Genomic DNA, 16275 nt, shown 5'->3' with positions numbered 1-16275 from the left:
TAACGATGAAGATTAACAGGATTAGATTTAATAATTTCAGGATTTATAAAGGCGATAATGAAATAAAATTCGCCGTAAATTCGGGAAAAAACATAAATATCATTGCCGGAAAAAATGGCTTTGGTAAAACCACCTTTCTGACTTCCCTAATATGGGTATTCTATGGGAAGATGATGGTTGAGGTGGAGGATAAATATAAGAAAGATATTAAGAACGCAGGAGGGTATGAAAAGTACCTGCTCACACTTCTCAATAGGGATGTAAACTTAAAAGATGAAAAAGCGCATTTCTCTGTTGAAATTGACATAAGGGACATCTCAATTCCTTCAATTCCCTGTCAATCCGTCTTGATAAGGAGGTCGTATGATGTCAATACTCAAAAAGAAAATCTCCTGATATTAATTGATGGGCTTGAGAACGAGCTAACGAAGGAAGTGGGGTATGAAGTTTTCATTAATGATTTTATCTTACCACGCGAGATTGCAAAATTCTTTTTCTTTGATGCCGAAAAGATAGTCTCCCTTGCTGAGGCAAAGTCAAAATCCGAGCTGAGAAATTTGAGCAGGGCCTATTCTGAAGTGCTTGGAATCAAAAAATATGAAGACCTTAAAAAAAATCTTGAGACCTTACGTGTAAAACTGCGTCGTGAAGGTGCGACACCGGAGCAGGAGAAAAAACTGGAGGAACTAATTGAGATTGATACCCAGCTTAAGGCGTTAATTGATTTGAACCTGGATAAACGCCAAAAATTAGAGATAGAAATCCAGAACTTGGTGAAAGAAAGTGATACCCTGCAGGAAAAACTGGTTCGGGAAGGAAATGGAATTACTGTTGAGGAGTTGCATCAGTTAAGAAACGAACAGGAACTTTATCGCATTGAAGCAAATGAAATTAAGGCCAGATTAAAAAAAATGCTTGATCTGCTTCCGGTAGTAATGGCGGGAAAAAAGCTCCTTGATCTGGAACAACAACTAAATAAGGAAAGTGCCAGGTACGGTTTCCAATTTGACAATAAAGCTTTTGAGAACATCAGGAAAACAGTCTATCAAAAATTACTTGCCCTGGGTCTTGAAAAAAATAAGCCTGAACAAATTCTGGGTATTTTTAAGGATGCACTTGTTCCTGATAAAAAAACCGAGACCAATGCTTTAAATATTCTTCTCGATTTCACCCCTGAAGAAACTAGGGAAATACAGGCCATCATAGACAATGTCAGAAACAGTTTCAGCATCCAGTTCAGTAATATCGTGCGGGAAGAAAAAAATAACCGAATTGCAGCTTCCAAAGTTTATCATAAGATAAAACAGGCTGAAGCCCGCAAGAGCAATCCGGTTGCTGCAAAACTTCGGGAAGATAAATTACAGATCGATGAGAAACTATTGAACCTGTCGGAAAATAAAGGCAAACTTATCGAGGAATTGAGTAGTCTGGAGAATCGCGCAGCTAATAATTCAAAGATATTGTCGGAATATATGAAAGACTTTAACATTCGTAAAATTGATGCGCAGAAGTACAATGTAACAGTCAATGTCCTTGAAAAAATAAACCTGATAATCCAAAGGATTAAAGAAGATAAAAAATATTCTCTTCAAAAATCGATTTTGTTAGGACTTAAAAAGATTATGCATAAAGATGGCTTTGTTAATGATGTTAAGGTATTGGTTCAGGATGATGTTATAGATATTGACCTGTTGGATGGCAAAGGTAATATAATTGATAAGGATTCGCTTTCAAAGGGAGAACAACAGCTATATGCTACGGCACTGCTGAAGGCACTTGTTGACGAATCTGGAATTAAATTCCCTGTTTTTATTGACAGCCCGTTGCAAAAGTTTGATAAATTCCATTCAAAAAATATTATAAAAGAATTTTATCCAAGTATCTCTGACCAGGTAGTATTATTCCCCTTACTGGAAAAAGAACTATCGGAGATGGAATACGAATACCTTAAACCAAACGTGAGTAAGGTATTTGTTATCGAGAATAAGCAGGGAGCGTCAGCTTTTAAAGAGCTGAATGTAAAAAATCTGTTTGATGAAGTAAAAAAAGAAAATTATGTTTACTCAAATTAAAACAAGTAAAGCCAATAAGGATATTGTTACCAAATTGACAAGAAAACTTAATTTGGGTACTGAAAATATAGTTGCACGTCTGGCTTTTTCCTATTCCATATCGCAGGACAGGAAACTGAACTTGGATGATATTCAGGACTCGGGAGGTAAGGAATATTCAAAATCGGTTCTTTTTGGCGATTATTATGACCTTTATTTAGGTCTGCTTTGTGTGCATTATAATATCTATAAAACAGATAAAGATATCGTCAAGTATTTCAAAATGCATATTGATGATGGACTGACCCTTTTGGAAAACGAAATTTCCTTGCTTAATAACCTGGACGGTTATGATTATTTAATTGATAAAATAAGTTTGAAACTAACTGAGATATAAACTTACAATTGAGACATTTAGATAATAATTATTAGTAATTGATAGGTAGTCACCTAAACTGAATTAGATTACTTGATAGTTCACTGTAAGTAATCTAATTCAGTCGCTGACTTTAATTCTTATCCAATTCCCAGAAAGCTTTATCTTTTATTACTATTGGATTCGATCCGCCTAAGTTTACAACGCTATGATGCTTTTCCAGTCCTTTAATAGTTTTGATTAGGGCTTCTTTTTCAATCTTAGATTCTAAAGCAAATAAGGATTCAACTTCCTTCATTTTTATTTCGTTTACCCGATGGATAACCCAGGTAAGAATATAATTAGAGTATTCGTTTTCACTTGTTGCAAAATGATTTAAAAACTGTGTTGACAGGATGGTTCCTACACCAAATTCTCTACCCTCTTTAAGGATTTTTTTCAGTGACTGAAAGTCCTTACTTAAGAAGTTATCAGCCTCATCAACCAAGATTATTTTACGTAATTGTCTAAGATTACCCTTTATTTCACTATGCCCATGGCGTTGCATTTGTGTATAAAAAGCATCTAAGGTAACGGCGACAATAAGATTCTGGATCGAAGGGTCATAGCCAGATAGGTTAATTACAATAACACCGTTAATCAACGAGTACAATGATTTAGTTTTATTCGAATCCGGTTCAAAAATTTGAAAATTGGAAAAATACGATAACGCAGAATAAAGACTGTCTTGTGGAACTGTCGAATCTGAAAGGTATAAATTGCATATATCTTCGAATGTTGGAGGCTCTTTGGACCATGTACCCCGTTCTCCCCTCTCTATCCCTTTACTTTCATAGGCTCTGATGATAATATCAAATAATCGCTGCTTTTGAACATGGCCTAAATTAAAAGCACTGGAAATAGTTTCCTTAATGTCGTTTGCCGTATGCAGAGGTAACATTGGTCGGCTTGTTGCACCGTCAAGTGAAAGAGGATTGTATGGCAGCCTGTGAGGTTCATATACTTTCGCATCTGTGGCCTTTACAAAATCCTCTTTTATATAATCTCCCTTATAATCAAAAATAAGGACCCCGATACCCTGATTACCTGGATTCATTTTTGCTGATTTAAACAGTTGGGTAATTACCGATTTGGTAAATTGGGTTTTTCCGGTTCCCATAGTACCAATGATGCCAGTATTAGTGTGCAATACTTTGTCTGTATTATTAGGTTCCCAAAAAACAGGATGTTGATAATTGACCTCTGTACCAAAAGCTATTTTCATTCCTTCTGCTGACTTTTCCTCTTCAGCGCTTAACGGTTCTGGTAAGCCAATTTCTTCAACTGTAGAAAAATCGTCTGGTATGATTTCGTCATTAACTTCGCTTTCTTTCTCTACAGGTTCAAAAATGTTATTACTTTGATAAGTGTTTGCAAGTAACAATTCTCTCCTAATAGTAGTGGTGCCTTTATGAAAAAGCTCAAGTAATTCGTCTACAGTTTTTATAAGGAAATTGAAGCCATCTGCATAAAGAAGATTGATTCGAAGACAATTTGCTTCAAGGTTCATACTTCTAACGTTGTCTCCTAAGCGAAAATGTATTAATCCAAAAGTACCGATATAGGGTTCAACATTTTTCGATATCGTAAATTCATTATTCAACAGCGCTGCCCTGTAGTCCTTGATCACAGTATCCCAATTTTGGTTTTCCCAAATTTGAAAAAGTTTCATCTTTTCCGCACTCACCAGGACTAATTTGGCGAAAAAATTCTTGTAAAAATCCGCTGTAAATCCATTTTGGGAAAGATGGTCATATAGTAATGAAGCTGTCCTTTCACCTTGTACTTTTCCCTTATTGGCCAGATTTAATCCGCCTATTTTTAATTCAACAGGATAAAAATGCATAAATAGCCGCTCTTCTAGCATCTCAAGACCTATCATTAAAATATCATCACTGTAGGAGCCTATTCCTCCAAGATTTTTGGCAGAAAACAAACCTTCTTCTTTTGTCAGGCCTGCATTACCAGAAACCCTTAAAATTTCTTCGAGGGAAATCGGTATCCAAATCATACCAGGAACATTTAAAAATGTTAATGCAGCTTTTACTCCGGACAGGAGACTTAGCTTCTCTTTTGGAAAATGGCTTCTCTGACGTACTAGGCTCAGAAGCCAACTACCATTAACAGCATTAAAAAAATTTATTATCGGTATTGTCTGATCTTGTGAATGAAGTACAATGTTATTTTCCTTCAGGAATTGATCAACCACGAAAGAATATTGGGAAGTCTTTCTACTTACCGTAATTGAATCATAGCCGCTGGAATTTGTATACTGGTCGCTATAGTGAATAATTAGTAAATCAGATCTGTCCTTAAAAAAATCAAGGTCTACCCTCGGATCGATATAGGTAACCCAATGGGACTTAACATACAATTGTTCAAGATCTGCTCTTACATTATAATTTATTGTTGTGCAAAGTGCTTTTGAAGAGTCGTATGGATCATCATTGTATGCTACTTTAGCTAGTGCATTATAAAGAATAGCTAACTTCACCAAAGCTGAACGTTCTGACGGCAAGTAGCGTGTCCCAAAACCTGTTCGATAGTTATCTTGGGTTGCTACAAACGAAACATCTGAAAGCAGCCCATCCAACGACAATCCGGTACGAACGTCCGTCATTTCATTGTATGATGGTATTGATTTTTCTGAGCTGAACTCATAAAAGGTGATGTGAGCATAGTCATATTCCTCATCTTGGCCAGGCAACGGCTTAGAGAAAAACTTAACCTTATCAAAAAACACACTAAGGAAGTCTTCTTTATCAAAGGAATTTAATTTTAGATTAATATCAAACTGTTCCTCAATTTCCTCACTGGAAGTATAATAGGTGATTTCTTCAAACTTATTAACCAAATTCTCGGAACCATATATAGAAAGTTCTATCGGAGTAAGTTCCTCTAATCGCATATCCTTGCCTTTATACAGCTCCGCCCTGTAAAATTCGAAAATTCCCCTTAAAACCTCTCTACAATCCCCTTGATTAACAACATTTATCTTAATGGGTGAGATTATGGATTGCTTAAAAAGGACTTCAAAGTTTTTCTTAAAATCAGCAAGCTTTGAGTTTACTAATAAAGAAACATAATTTTTTGAAAGGTCTTGCTTACTGTCGGAATAAATTGAAAAATATTGCCACTCAGGAGAGTGTGACGAGTCAGTGGGAACAAAAATCTCGCGCTTATCACTACTTAAATAAGGCAGCAGATTCGTGGGTTGCAGCCTTTTTAGAATAGCGTCGTAAATATTCAAATCCTTTCCTATTTGTTGATAGATACCGAGCTGATAAGCAACATTTAAGGGATGAAAGGGAGTGAACTTAATCCTTTTAGCACTATCGTTCTCAGTAATAACACCTAAAAGAAAAACATTTTTCTGTTCTGGCGTAAGACTCTGATTTTCGAAAAATTGCTGTAGATACTCCATCACTGAAAACACATAGTCGACAGCAATACGGCGTTCTTCTGAGTTGATAAATGCGAGACTTGGTTGTAGATCTTTAGCTACAAAGATTGACCTGTAATCATCAAATGCCTTCTTTATTTTATCATCCAGTTCAAGAACTCTTTCTGTGAGTTTCTCATTACTTCCCTCAAACCAGGAATAAGCATCTGAATGAACTATCGCTTTTTCAAGGAGGAGATTTCTTCTGAAATCGCCACTGACAGTACGTTCCTGTTGTTCCGTTTTTAGTTGTATTTTTATTATTTCATTTTCGTGCTTAAAAAGGAAATCAGATTCATGAATACGCTTTTCTTTCCATACATCAAGCCCTGTTATAGGTTTTGGAGGTTCAAAATCGGGAGTAATGCAGATTGGAATAGTCGAAGATCCGATACGTACTTCAAAATGTAACTGTTCCTCATCAATACGTGAATAGTCACATACTAGCTGAAGGGACTCGTCTTCATACAAATCATAAACCGTATCATTTTCAAAATCCTTTTCTTCTTTGATTAAAGCATCTTCATTAAAAATGATAGTACTCTCGTCTTTAATAAGTAGTTCATTAGTGGTGCCTGCTACTACTTGAAAATTTGTTTCGTAATGTTGCAGATATTTGCTCTCAAATTTTGCGTGTAAAAACTTTATAGAATATTTCTTTTTGGTGGCTATATCTCTATATTCCACAAGATGAAATCTTGAAGTTTCACTGCTCTCCGAGAATGTAATAAAAAGGCTCTTACCAGCATTATGCACATTCAGATCTGGATCTTTGGAAACAATTCCATCTTTTGAAGTTCGCTGATCAAATCTAACTTCAACCTGGACTCCTTGATAATCAATTGAATTAAAAATAATACAACTGTATTGTCTCTTTTTTGTTGCTGTAGTCCCGTCAGCTCTTTTCCAGAAAGTCACCTCTTCATCAGGACAGCTAACCGATATAATTTCAGGAGCCTTATTCTTGGTATCAACTCCTATCCAACCTACGAGGGTTGCATAATCCGTCTGCTTCCAATCCTCTTTAATTAATCGCGAGACAGCATTATCCGGAAGAAACTCTCTTAAATCTGTTTCAGGCTCGCCATCGAGAAAAATATTTTCTATCTTCTCATATAATCGATAATTGCTACGGATATCATCAGCTATAGCATTTCCTTTTGAGGATAATTCCTCGTGCGGAAATAGTCCGACCACACAGTAATCAGAATGTTTAATTGTGCCTTTCAGGAACAAGTTGACTACTCCCTCGTAGTCAAATACTGAATTATTGTCCTCAAGAACACTTCTGGTTTTATAGTGTAAAACTTCTTTAAGCACCTCCTTCTCATGATACTGTAGTTGTTTGCTTTTCGAGATATCACTTTCAAGTCTGCTTCTAAAATTAACATAGTGAAGTGGCATTCCTTCTTTCTCTAAATTACCGCTGCCTCCCGATATACTGTCAAGCTTTTGGCTGTATAAAAATAGTAAAGCAGTATTTTCAAAACCGGCGACCTGATCCGAACAGTTATTTCGAAGCATTGTGAAATAATCTTCAGTAGCATGCTCACTTGAAGCTACAACAACCTTTACCCCGTTTATGGATATGGAAAAAGACTTGAAGAAAGAGTCTCCTGAAGGGTGTTTATATTCAAAAAACTCAACAAGCTTCCCATTATAAGCTTCTAAAGCCATGAATAACCCATTGACATATGATTTTTCTTCCAGATAAAAATTATAACGTTCACCAGCTTGAATCTGATTCACTTTAAAAAATTCAATAATTAAACTGGTAATATAATTATATAGAGGACTTAATGTATTGTGCATCTCCACTGTCACTTTTTTTCTCGATTAAATTTATTCGTTCAAATAGTTTTACCACTTCAGACTTGGAGGTTTCATCCATAGCTACCCCCCTTCTACTTAGTTCTTCCCAAAATGTCTTAAGCCTGATCTTATCCTTCTTCCCTACACATAATTTTGTCAGGAATAGTAGCATCTCCTGCGACAGCACCATCTTAGTACCGTAACGTCCTGCCGATTTTGTAAAATTCTCTTTGGTAAAAGTGATCAGCCACTGGGCATAGTCTGTATATGGTTTCTTCCTTTTACCATTTTCAAACTGATATTTTATTAAATACCAGAATGAGTACATCTTCTTTGTAAAATACTCTTTATAATCTTTTCCAATCAAAGATTCTTGAAGTTGTTCTTCGCAACTTTGCCAACTCGCATCCGGATTCAAAGTGTTAACCTTTTCCTTATAAAAAGTCATAAGGACATCAAGACATTCTCCAAAAGTTATTTTTTCGTCCTGACTAAATGTATTGTACATCAGGTTTATGCCTTCATAGTCACCTGGTGACGTACCTTCAACAGTAATATAATTTAAAAGTTCGAGAGCATTGGCGTGAGCAAAGATTCTTTCATAATTTTTATGGATGTGCTTCCATCCATTCTTATGCAGTGATATTCTCGACTCAGATAAATTTTCCCATTCCATTGTAAAGTAGACTGGCTTTAATTTAAACGATATTGCGCCAAAGTCATCAAGCTTGATGGCTAGTTGAGTAAAATAAAAGAAATAATAGTATTTAAAAAACAATTCAAAATTCTCAAGGAAATATTGTTTATCTGATAAGAGAAAGTCAAGATCAGACTGGAAAAGATCTGTAACTACAGGTAATAGATTACTGTAAATTTGCTTTTCACGTTTGGCTTCCTTTCGCTCCATAAGGTCCGGAAGGCAATCTGAAATCAACTGGTTAAGAAGATGATCATCTTCTCTGTCACCGGACAATACACTTTTAAACAATTCATTATCTCCTAAGAAAATATCAGAAATAAAAAAGGGAATATCCTTAATTGCGGCATTACCGCTTATAAAGTTCATGTAAGAAATTACAAAAAAATTATATTTATAAAGGCCGTTATTTTCATCAAAATAAACTGTAGTCAATATGTTTTCAAGCTTATCTTTTTCAGAAGTTTCAACTTTGCTAAGCGCTCTGTTAATTGTATTATTTTTGAGGTTGCTTCTGTAGGAATCAAAATCCTTTTGTTTGTCAAGCTCTTTTTTCTGAATGATACGTAAGGTTTCACCCATCACGCCCTGAAAGGATTTGAAATCTGCTTTAAAAGCATATCCGCCAGGTTGGGTCTTGAATGGAAAAACGTTAATTTGGTAACCGGTATGATGCTGAAATTTATCATTCTTAATTAGTCTATGCTTTAAACCGTCTTTCCCTTCCAGTTGTAAGGCTATTTTTTTCACGATACTTTTTCAAATTTATATTTTCCGAAAGCATTTTTTGATAATTTGTAATCTATGGGGTTACCCACATTCACTTCATCTATATATAATGATGCATTAGGGTTCTGTTTGGTAATGCCATTTATAAAGTGTACAAAATAAACGAAGTTGTTATTGTCCTTTTTATTGGGTCTATATCCCTTAGATATCATCTTTAATGTTCTATATAAGCTATAATCAATTCCAATTTTAATACTCTCGTTCTGTTCTGTAGTATTTTTATAGGAGACAATAAACTCCTGGCTAAACTGATGAAGGACAGACTGACCTAAATCTTCAGGTATATAGGGATCTACATCAATCGAAAAGTCTTTAAATATTCTGTACTTTATTTGAGTTCTCCCTGCCTTTAAAACTATTTTATCTCCTTTCTTAGGATCCCCATGCCATCTTTTTATCGCTGTTTCTACCAAACTATATAGCTTGCTCAGATATTCATGGTTACCTCTATTAAAATGATAGAGATTTTCCATATATTCCTGAAAGTAACTCCCTTTATAAACTAAATCAGGATGTTGAAAATACAGCAATCTTATAAAATATCTTGTAATAATAGTTGGATTAACCTTCTTTATGTCTACCGCAATAAAAGGGTCTTTAAAAGACCTGTCTTCTATATGGGCTTCAAAATACGCTACTGGATTATCGATACTTTGTAAACTTAGCAGCAGCTCATCCATGGTATCACTACGCCCAATACATGGATCCAGCTCACTTAACATCTCAAACAAAGGTGAAAGATCGGGATGCTCAAAAATGTAATTTGGAATAAGGCAAGATAAAAGTTCATCCGTATCTATATTCTTTATGATGTTAAGTTGATCCAGAGCATTACTGTTTGCTAATTGAATAGGCACCAAAAGATCATAAATGAAGTTCAATATAGACCTTACTGACACTATTTCTTTATTTTTAGCAATGGCTTCAATCAATAATTTTGTAATGATTTCCCTATTCTTCTGTTCAAAAAGAAATTCATAATTCATTTTTACAGGACACTTTCGAAAGTCCGGATTATCCCTGACTTCCTTGTAACCCCTGAAAATCTCATTACCGCTATTCTCAGCTACAATTTTACTTAATAACTCTGATATCGTTTCAGAGATAGGGCCCTCTGCTGTCAGGGTATAGATATGGTAATTGGTAAAGTTAACGTGTAGAAAAGAGCTGTCTAAGTCTGCATTAGAATTAACCTTAATTGTAGTATCGAGTATCTGCTCCTTAGCGATATATTCTTTGAGCTTATGAAATTCATCTTGGTAGGTATCGATAAACTTACTCAAAGTTCCTAAGTTAATTGCAACTATTACTTTTAATTTTGATCTCTCTAAGTTTACATCCTTAAAATCAGCAAGTAACCTGTATAGGGTGTCATTTGAAGACTCCATGGGATTGTGCGCTTCAGTAGCATCATTATAAATTTGAAACTTAGATATCTCTTCAGGTACACTTTTATGAAGATGGGACAGGACATGCGATTTTCCGTCTCCAACATTTCCGCAGACTAAAATTAATTGGGCACGGTCAGAATGGCTGCTCCGGACTATAGTTTCTTTTAGCTGCTTTTCAATCTCCCTTTCGATATGAAGGTAATTTTTAAAATCATCAAGGTCATATTTGTTCCCTTGGGCTATGGCATAACGAGAAGATTCTTTTAGTTTCTGCAGTTGTTGTATTAGAGGATGGCTATGCATGGTGTGGTTATTTCTTTAAATGCTTGGGTTTTGCCTGAAATATTGAATTCTCCTGCATATATCCCACCATATCAAATTTGAAATCAAAAAGAGTTCTGGGTTCTATACCTGCGGCAAGGCATATTTTGATCAGGGTCAAGAGGGTCGGAATATTTTCCTTGTTGATAAGCCTGTATATCTGCTTTCTGTCTAAATTAGCAGAAGCAGCCAGATCACTTATCTCCAGCCCTTTCTCCTTAATCAAAAAATTCAACCGGTTTGAGAGGGCAATAAAATATTTGTCTTCAACATTTCTCATGTGTTAAAATTGACATTTTTGACACATTAATCATTGACAAATATGTCACAATAAGAAATAAAAAAAGATGCATGAAGCATCTTGAAAGAATATTAAATTTGATATTCACTACTCGTAAACATCACTTCCATTTTAACCTTGAAATAACTTAACTTTTCTCCCAAGGTATCTTTTTAGTTTTACAATACTCTTCAACTTCAGTATCATTTTGGAAAACTTCATCACAAAATTCAACTAATTCCTTCTCAGATGCTTTGTATTTATCACTTGCAGTCATTAGCTTCTCTACCTGCTCTATAAACTTCTCAAAGTCTTGATTAATTTTACATAGCTTATCAATAGTAAAAAAATCTAATTCCTTATATTTTGCAGTAAATAAAACACGGCTCTAATAAGGATTGGATTTCAATTCAATAATTCCTATTCCGAAAGATTGATTAAGTCTTTTCATTTCCTCTAAAAGTGTACTACTTATATCATAAGCTACTAAATACCCATAGTTTGCCCAACTAGAATTAGATACTGTTTGAAAGAAATACTTTTTTAAATCATAATCAGTATTAATCTCTGTTTTAATTTCATACGAAGTAATTTTGAAAGTATCTAACCTATTAATTGCTTTTAAGCACTATAGTCCCAACTTTTAGAAAATCAATCTTCCCTATGAAATCTTCAGGAATATTTTCACAATGCTGCTGAATTTCTTCCAAAGGCACATCGCGCAGTAATTCCATATAAATCTTAAATAGCTTGCTGTCCTTTTTTGTCCCGATTATATATTCTCTATATCTATGCATTTTCAAAGGCACCTGATCTTCTTCTCTCCTATTTTTACGTTCAGAGTTGTATAATGTTTTTAACAACCACTTAGAGAGACGTTCAAAATCATAATTAATTTTAATCTTTGTTTCCGAACCAATAATGAAACGAGGTAAATTATCATTATTAAAATGTAAGGAAATAAGCATCAAGCTGCCCCAACACCTCATTATTGCACTTCAGACACACATCACGGATTACAGGATAGACCTCAGTATATTTATCGAATGCTTTAAAGTATCCCTTACCACTCTTATAAAACGTATCAATAAAAGCCTTGTTCACGACATGCTCACGTGTGATGTCTTCAACCTCACGGTGGCAATAAGCGCATCTTTTTTTTGTTTTCATTATAAATATATAATATGGGCTAAATTCTACTCTTTAATTCAGTACTGTCTAATTTTGTTGGGCGGCACTTATAGATGCTTTTTCTATATGTTCGATAAGTATATTTATAAAGCTGTCAAATTCATTGCCTAAACCTATCATTCGCTGCGGCACAACACCTCTGTAATCAATAAGATGTATATTCTGTTCCTGATTCTTTTCGGCAAAAAGATTGGATACGATCAGTGGCTTGATTGAGCTTCCGATATTGGTTACAAACTTCGTCAAGGGCAGGATCTCATCAATGGCCAACGCATACTTATCTGTCTGTCCATTATACTTAGAAATATCAACGCTACATAACGCATATCTTGTTTCAGTTTCAACAGCCCGCTGCAATTGCAGCTTGCTCATTGTCACAGAGCTTTCCGAATCCCATCTGGACTTGACTTCAATATAATATACCGGAGCTCCATCTAATAATACTATAATATCCTGACCACCCTGCTCATTGGATGCCTCAATGGTATCCTGATTGACAAATGAAATTCGTTCCGAGAGTTGTGAGGAAAGCTTTTCTCTTATTAATCCTTCAATACGCGTACCGATTTTGTACTTGTGCATAAAATCGGATTTTTTATGTATTTCCTGCTGTAATACGATTGCTGCCTTTTGAAGAATAGCCTCAAAATTCTCATGCTGTACCAACTGTCCAATCTGCCTCAATTGGTTTTCTTTAAGAACAACAATAGAAAAAATATCATCCTTTGTATTTTCATTAGTTACTACATCAAGCATAAGTTTAGCTTTTTCCCTGTCCAATATTGGAAAGAGTGCTTTGTATTTCGCACTGCTTATTTTTGCAATAACAGAAAGAATATCGTCCTTAAAGGGATGATCATTAATCCCAACACTTTCGGTTTGAAAAAATATCTGTTCTACAGCCGAAGCAAGATATTTATTATCAACATAGCGGTCTTCAGCGACAAAAGTATTGAACTGCCTGTAAATCAAATCTTGCCTTATATCTGTTGAAGTGACTCTGTTATAAAGTTCAACCATATCCCAATCACCATCAATATCCCTTTTTAGATCAATAACCTGTCGCAATTCATTAGTTTGACTGGGATATATGGCAGCATCCATATATGCTTCTTTAAGGCTGTCGTCATTGTAGTTTCCAATTTCATACAACAGACCTATATTTTCTGCAACCCAATCCTTTTTATGCAATTCTAAAAGATTGAAAAATATTTGTACGAGAATTTTCCTCGCAGTCCTTATATTTAGTCCTTCCTCTGGCAGCTCTGTATTAGGCAAGAAAATAAAATTATCATCTATTTCATAATATTGGCATATTATCCTGATAAGTTCTGACGGCTTGCTTTTGGAATCAACATTGTTTTTGAGCATGCAATACTTAAGCAATGCATCAAAAAAATTTCGCTCCAGAAACTTTTCACCTGATGATAAATTATATTGTTCTCTGCTTTCTTCCGAGGGAATACATATGTGTAAACCTGCATCAATATCATCCAGCATTGTCTTAACATCATTGGAAAAATCCCTTCTCGTAAAGCTTTTGCAATTGAAAGATAGATGAAAGTCCTCGTCTATAAGTTTAGATGTTGAGGAAGGGATCAGAACTTCACCTACCTCCAGCAACACTTCATCGATCTCCTTGGCAATCAAAAGGTCCGGAAGTAGAGAAAATTGTCCCTTCTTATTCGGAAGTAGTGCATACTGGGAAAAGTAAGAAGGTATGCCTTCTTGGATAAGGCTTTTATAATACGTTATCAAAGTTTCCCTTTTAAAACTCTCCAAACTTAGGCTGGAGATAAAAGAAAATAAATCTTTATGCCCAATAAATGTGATTTCTTCGTCTGTCCATTGCTGGACAAAAGAACTCCATAGCGCTATGGTATCTATGGAGGGCAGGTTATCATAGAACTGTGAAGCAATTTCATAAATTTCCGCGAAAACTGTATCATCCTGCAATAGTTCCTCACTGAAGAAGCATGCTTCATCTGCCGGTATAAAGCCTACGGCAGTTTTGACTATAGGCAGCTGCTTGAATTTACTGGTCCATTTCTGCTGTAGGTCTTCAAAATAATCATTCAATAACAGATTTTCAGAATTGCGCTTAAAGTTGATTTTAGCCAAGAGCAGGGGATTATTTATCTCGATGAGATTACTGGTAAGAAAATTAAAAATTAGCGCAGATGCCTTTGAGATTATCTCCCTATTGATTTCCTCCTGATCCTTTACCTGATCCTTGTTACTCATAAGATGTATACCATCACGAGCCTCAGTGGGTAAGAATGTAGTAGCATTTATGATGAAATTAATTCCAAAATCTTCTGAGCCCACCAGTGGATAATAGAGGAATAATTTTGCTATATTATTGGAATATATAAGGGTATTCAATTCTTTATCTATCGGTAAAAGAATTTCGATATCATCGTCAAGTCCCACTATAGAATAAATAACTATTTCTCCATCTGTAGTCGATATGAGAGTCTTATACAAACTGAATTCATCGTTACCATCAATCAATGACTTGTTTATACGTTCAAATCGCTTGATATTACCATTCGCCTCACAAACCTTAACTTTCTTAAGCCTTTCATTTATGGTCAGAACGATAGGAAAATACTCATCCAGGTCGCGTGCGGAATTTAACCTATATTCCAATTCTTGCTCCGTCTCTGCAATATATGTAAACCTAGTCTTGTAAATCGGGGCAGTAATAACTGTAGCTTCCTTTATAAGGGTGTAGACGCTATCTTTCTGTTCTTTTATTTTAGAACTCAACGACCTCCATTCCTTGGGTCTTCTGTCAACTAGAAAATCCTTGATTTCAAAATGCGTATCTCCGGCTTGAAGGACACTATTTAACAGAAACTGTCTTCCAAAAGTGTGGGTAGTTAAAAAACCAGTACCGTACTTTCCTACTTCCGTAATAGACTCTTCCCCGTATTTCCCGCTAACCTGTTTAATCAGCGAAATAAGTGATTTGGTTGTAAATGGCTTACCATTATGTGTAAATGAAAAATGTTCACCACTATAATCAATAATAACCTCACATTCCGTAGTAAGGTCACATGCATTCTGTATCATTTCCCAAATAGCGCGATTTGCTGACAATGCGTTAAAGCTTTCAAATCCCCGCAGCATTTTGTCTGCATGTTGTTTAAGATCTGATATCTCAGATTCGTATTCAGCGTTTTTTAAGATTTGTTCCCTGTTTGGTTCCATAAGATGATTGTATGTTGGTATAATGTTATTATTGTGTAGCGCTAATCACCAGCTTTCTTTTCTTGACCGAATTAAGGAGCAATTCCTGGTAATATGTGATTATATATGTCTCTATTTCCAATCGTCCAAAATTGACTTCAATAAAAGATACATAAAGGTATGTACTGAAATAATCGTCCAGCTGCGACTCTACCTCTCCGCAGAATTTATTGCCTGATTTAATCCCTTGAAACTTTACGCTTCCAATCTGCCTGCGAAAGCTGTGATTAACTGTCCGGTTGACCTCATTCTTTCTTTCTCTTAAATTTCCTGACTCTCCTACATAGAGGATGTTTCCATCAGCATCAAAAAATGCATAAACACCTGGGACTGATGGGATATTATCTAGCCTCCAAAGCCTGCACTTCTTGAACTTGATCTTACTGCCATTTATCAACATCTTACGTGAATGCTCCAATTGTTCCGCTAAAACATTCTCTTTTAAATTACTGTACATAAATATTCTAATATGCTGTGAGATTGGTTATGAATCCTTGGTAATCATGCGCTAATTCGATAGTACTGAATCCAAATAATTTAGAACAGCTACGTCCCTAACTTCGCCAATATAGAGTATAATTTGGAGATTGCAATGCGTAAAAACACCTGTTTTAGGTTAGGTAAAAACTAC

Annotated in this window: 9 protein-coding genes; 2 read left to right on the top strand and 7 right to left on the bottom strand. The window is 35.3% G+C overall.

Annotated elements, in window-relative coordinates; all coding sequences use genetic code 11:
• The first annotated feature begins 5 nt into the window (after positions 1–5).
• Together dndD and KJK34_RS03485 are read left to right on the top strand one after the other, a co-directional pair.
• Entirely contained in the window at positions 6–2072 is a 2067-nt protein-coding gene (gene dndD, locus KJK34_RS03490) for a DNA sulfur modification protein DndD (protein WP_223052472.1), read from the top strand.
• Positions 2056–2448: a DndE family protein gene (locus tag KJK34_RS03485; protein WP_223052471.1), complete on the top strand. Its 393-nt coding sequence runs from the start codon at positions 2056–2058 to the stop codon at positions 2446–2448. Before dndD ends, KJK34_RS03485 begins: the two co-directional genes overlap by 17 nt.
• Before the next feature lie 112 nt (positions 2449–2560).
• On the opposite strand, the gene dptH is transcribed toward KJK34_RS03485, so the two are convergent.
• The 7 genes from dptH to KJK34_RS03450 all read right to left on the bottom strand — a co-directional run bounded on the left by dptH (position 2561) and on the right by KJK34_RS03450 (position 16101).
• Positions 2561–7720, bottom strand: coding sequence for a DNA phosphorothioation-dependent restriction protein DptH (gene dptH, locus KJK34_RS03480; RefSeq protein WP_223052470.1), 5160 nt, complete (start codon positions 7718–7720; stop codon positions 2561–2563).
• Entirely contained in the window at positions 7692–9167 is a 1476-nt protein-coding gene (gene dptG, locus KJK34_RS03475; RefSeq protein ID WP_223052469.1) for a DNA phosphorothioation-dependent restriction protein DptG, read from the bottom strand. The genes dptH and dptG overlap by 29 nt, the downstream gene beginning before the upstream one ends.
• Complete coding sequence (dptF, locus tag KJK34_RS03470; RefSeq protein WP_223052468.1) at positions 9164–10900, bottom strand: DNA phosphorothioation-dependent restriction protein DptF; 1737 nt, start codon at positions 10898–10900, stop codon at positions 9164–9166. The genes dptG and dptF overlap by 4 nt, the downstream gene beginning before the upstream one ends.
• 7 nt (positions 10901–10907) lie before the next feature.
• The gene (locus KJK34_RS03465) at positions 10908–11198 is read right to left on the bottom strand and encodes a helix-turn-helix domain-containing protein (RefSeq protein WP_223052467.1); all 291 of its coding nucleotides are present in this window, start codon (positions 11196–11198) and stop codon (positions 10908–10910) included.
• A gap of 611 nt (positions 11199–11809) precedes the next feature.
• Positions 11810–12169 (bottom strand): hypothetical protein, encoded by a 360-nt coding sequence (locus KJK34_RS03460; protein ID WP_223052466.1) that lies wholly within the window; start codon positions 12167–12169, stop codon positions 11810–11812.
• Between the two features lie 247 nt (positions 12170–12416).
• Positions 12417–15605, bottom strand: a complete 3189-nt coding sequence (locus KJK34_RS03455) for a sacsin N-terminal ATP-binding-like domain-containing protein (protein WP_223052465.1) — start codon at positions 15603–15605, stop codon at positions 12417–12419.
• A gap of 28 nt (positions 15606–15633) precedes the next feature.
• Positions 15634–16101, bottom strand: coding sequence for a GIY-YIG nuclease family protein (locus tag KJK34_RS03450; protein WP_223052464.1), 468 nt, complete (start codon positions 16099–16101; stop codon positions 15634–15636).
• Positions 16102–16275 lie beyond the last annotated feature (174 nt).

The organism is Flavobacterium coralii, assembly GCF_019891545.1.
Taxonomy (GTDB): domain Bacteria; phylum Bacteroidota; class Bacteroidia; order Flavobacteriales; family Flavobacteriaceae; genus Flavobacterium; species Flavobacterium coralii.
The sequence above is the reverse complement of the archived record's forward strand: the minus strand, read 5'-3'. Positions and strand labels throughout refer to the sequence as shown.

Bases quoted from the DNA above. Each gene is read 5' to 3' on its own strand.
- dndD (WP_223052472.1), top strand. From the start codon at position 6: ATGAAGATTAACAGGATTAGATTTAATAATTTCAGGATTTATAAAGGC.
- KJK34_RS03485 (WP_223052471.1), top strand. From the start codon at position 2,056: ATGTTTACTCAAATTAAAACAAGTAAAGCCAATAAGGATATTGTTACC.
- dptH (WP_223052470.1), bottom strand. From the start codon at position 7,720: ATGCACAATACATTAAGTCCTCTATATAATTATATTACCAGTTTAATT.
- dptF (WP_223052468.1), bottom strand. From the start codon at position 10,900: ATGCATAGCCATCCTCTAATACAACAACTGCAGAAACTAAAAGAATCT.
- KJK34_RS03465 (WP_223052467.1), bottom strand. From the start codon at position 11,198: ATGAGAAATGTTGAAGACAAATATTTTATTGCCCTCTCAAACCGGTTG.
- KJK34_RS03455 (WP_223052465.1), bottom strand. From the start codon at position 15,605: ATGGAACCAAACAGGGAACAAATCTTAAAAAACGCTGAATACGAATCT.
- KJK34_RS03450 (WP_223052464.1), bottom strand. From the start codon at position 16,101: ATGTACAGTAATTTAAAAGAGAATGTTTTAGCGGAACAATTGGAGCAT.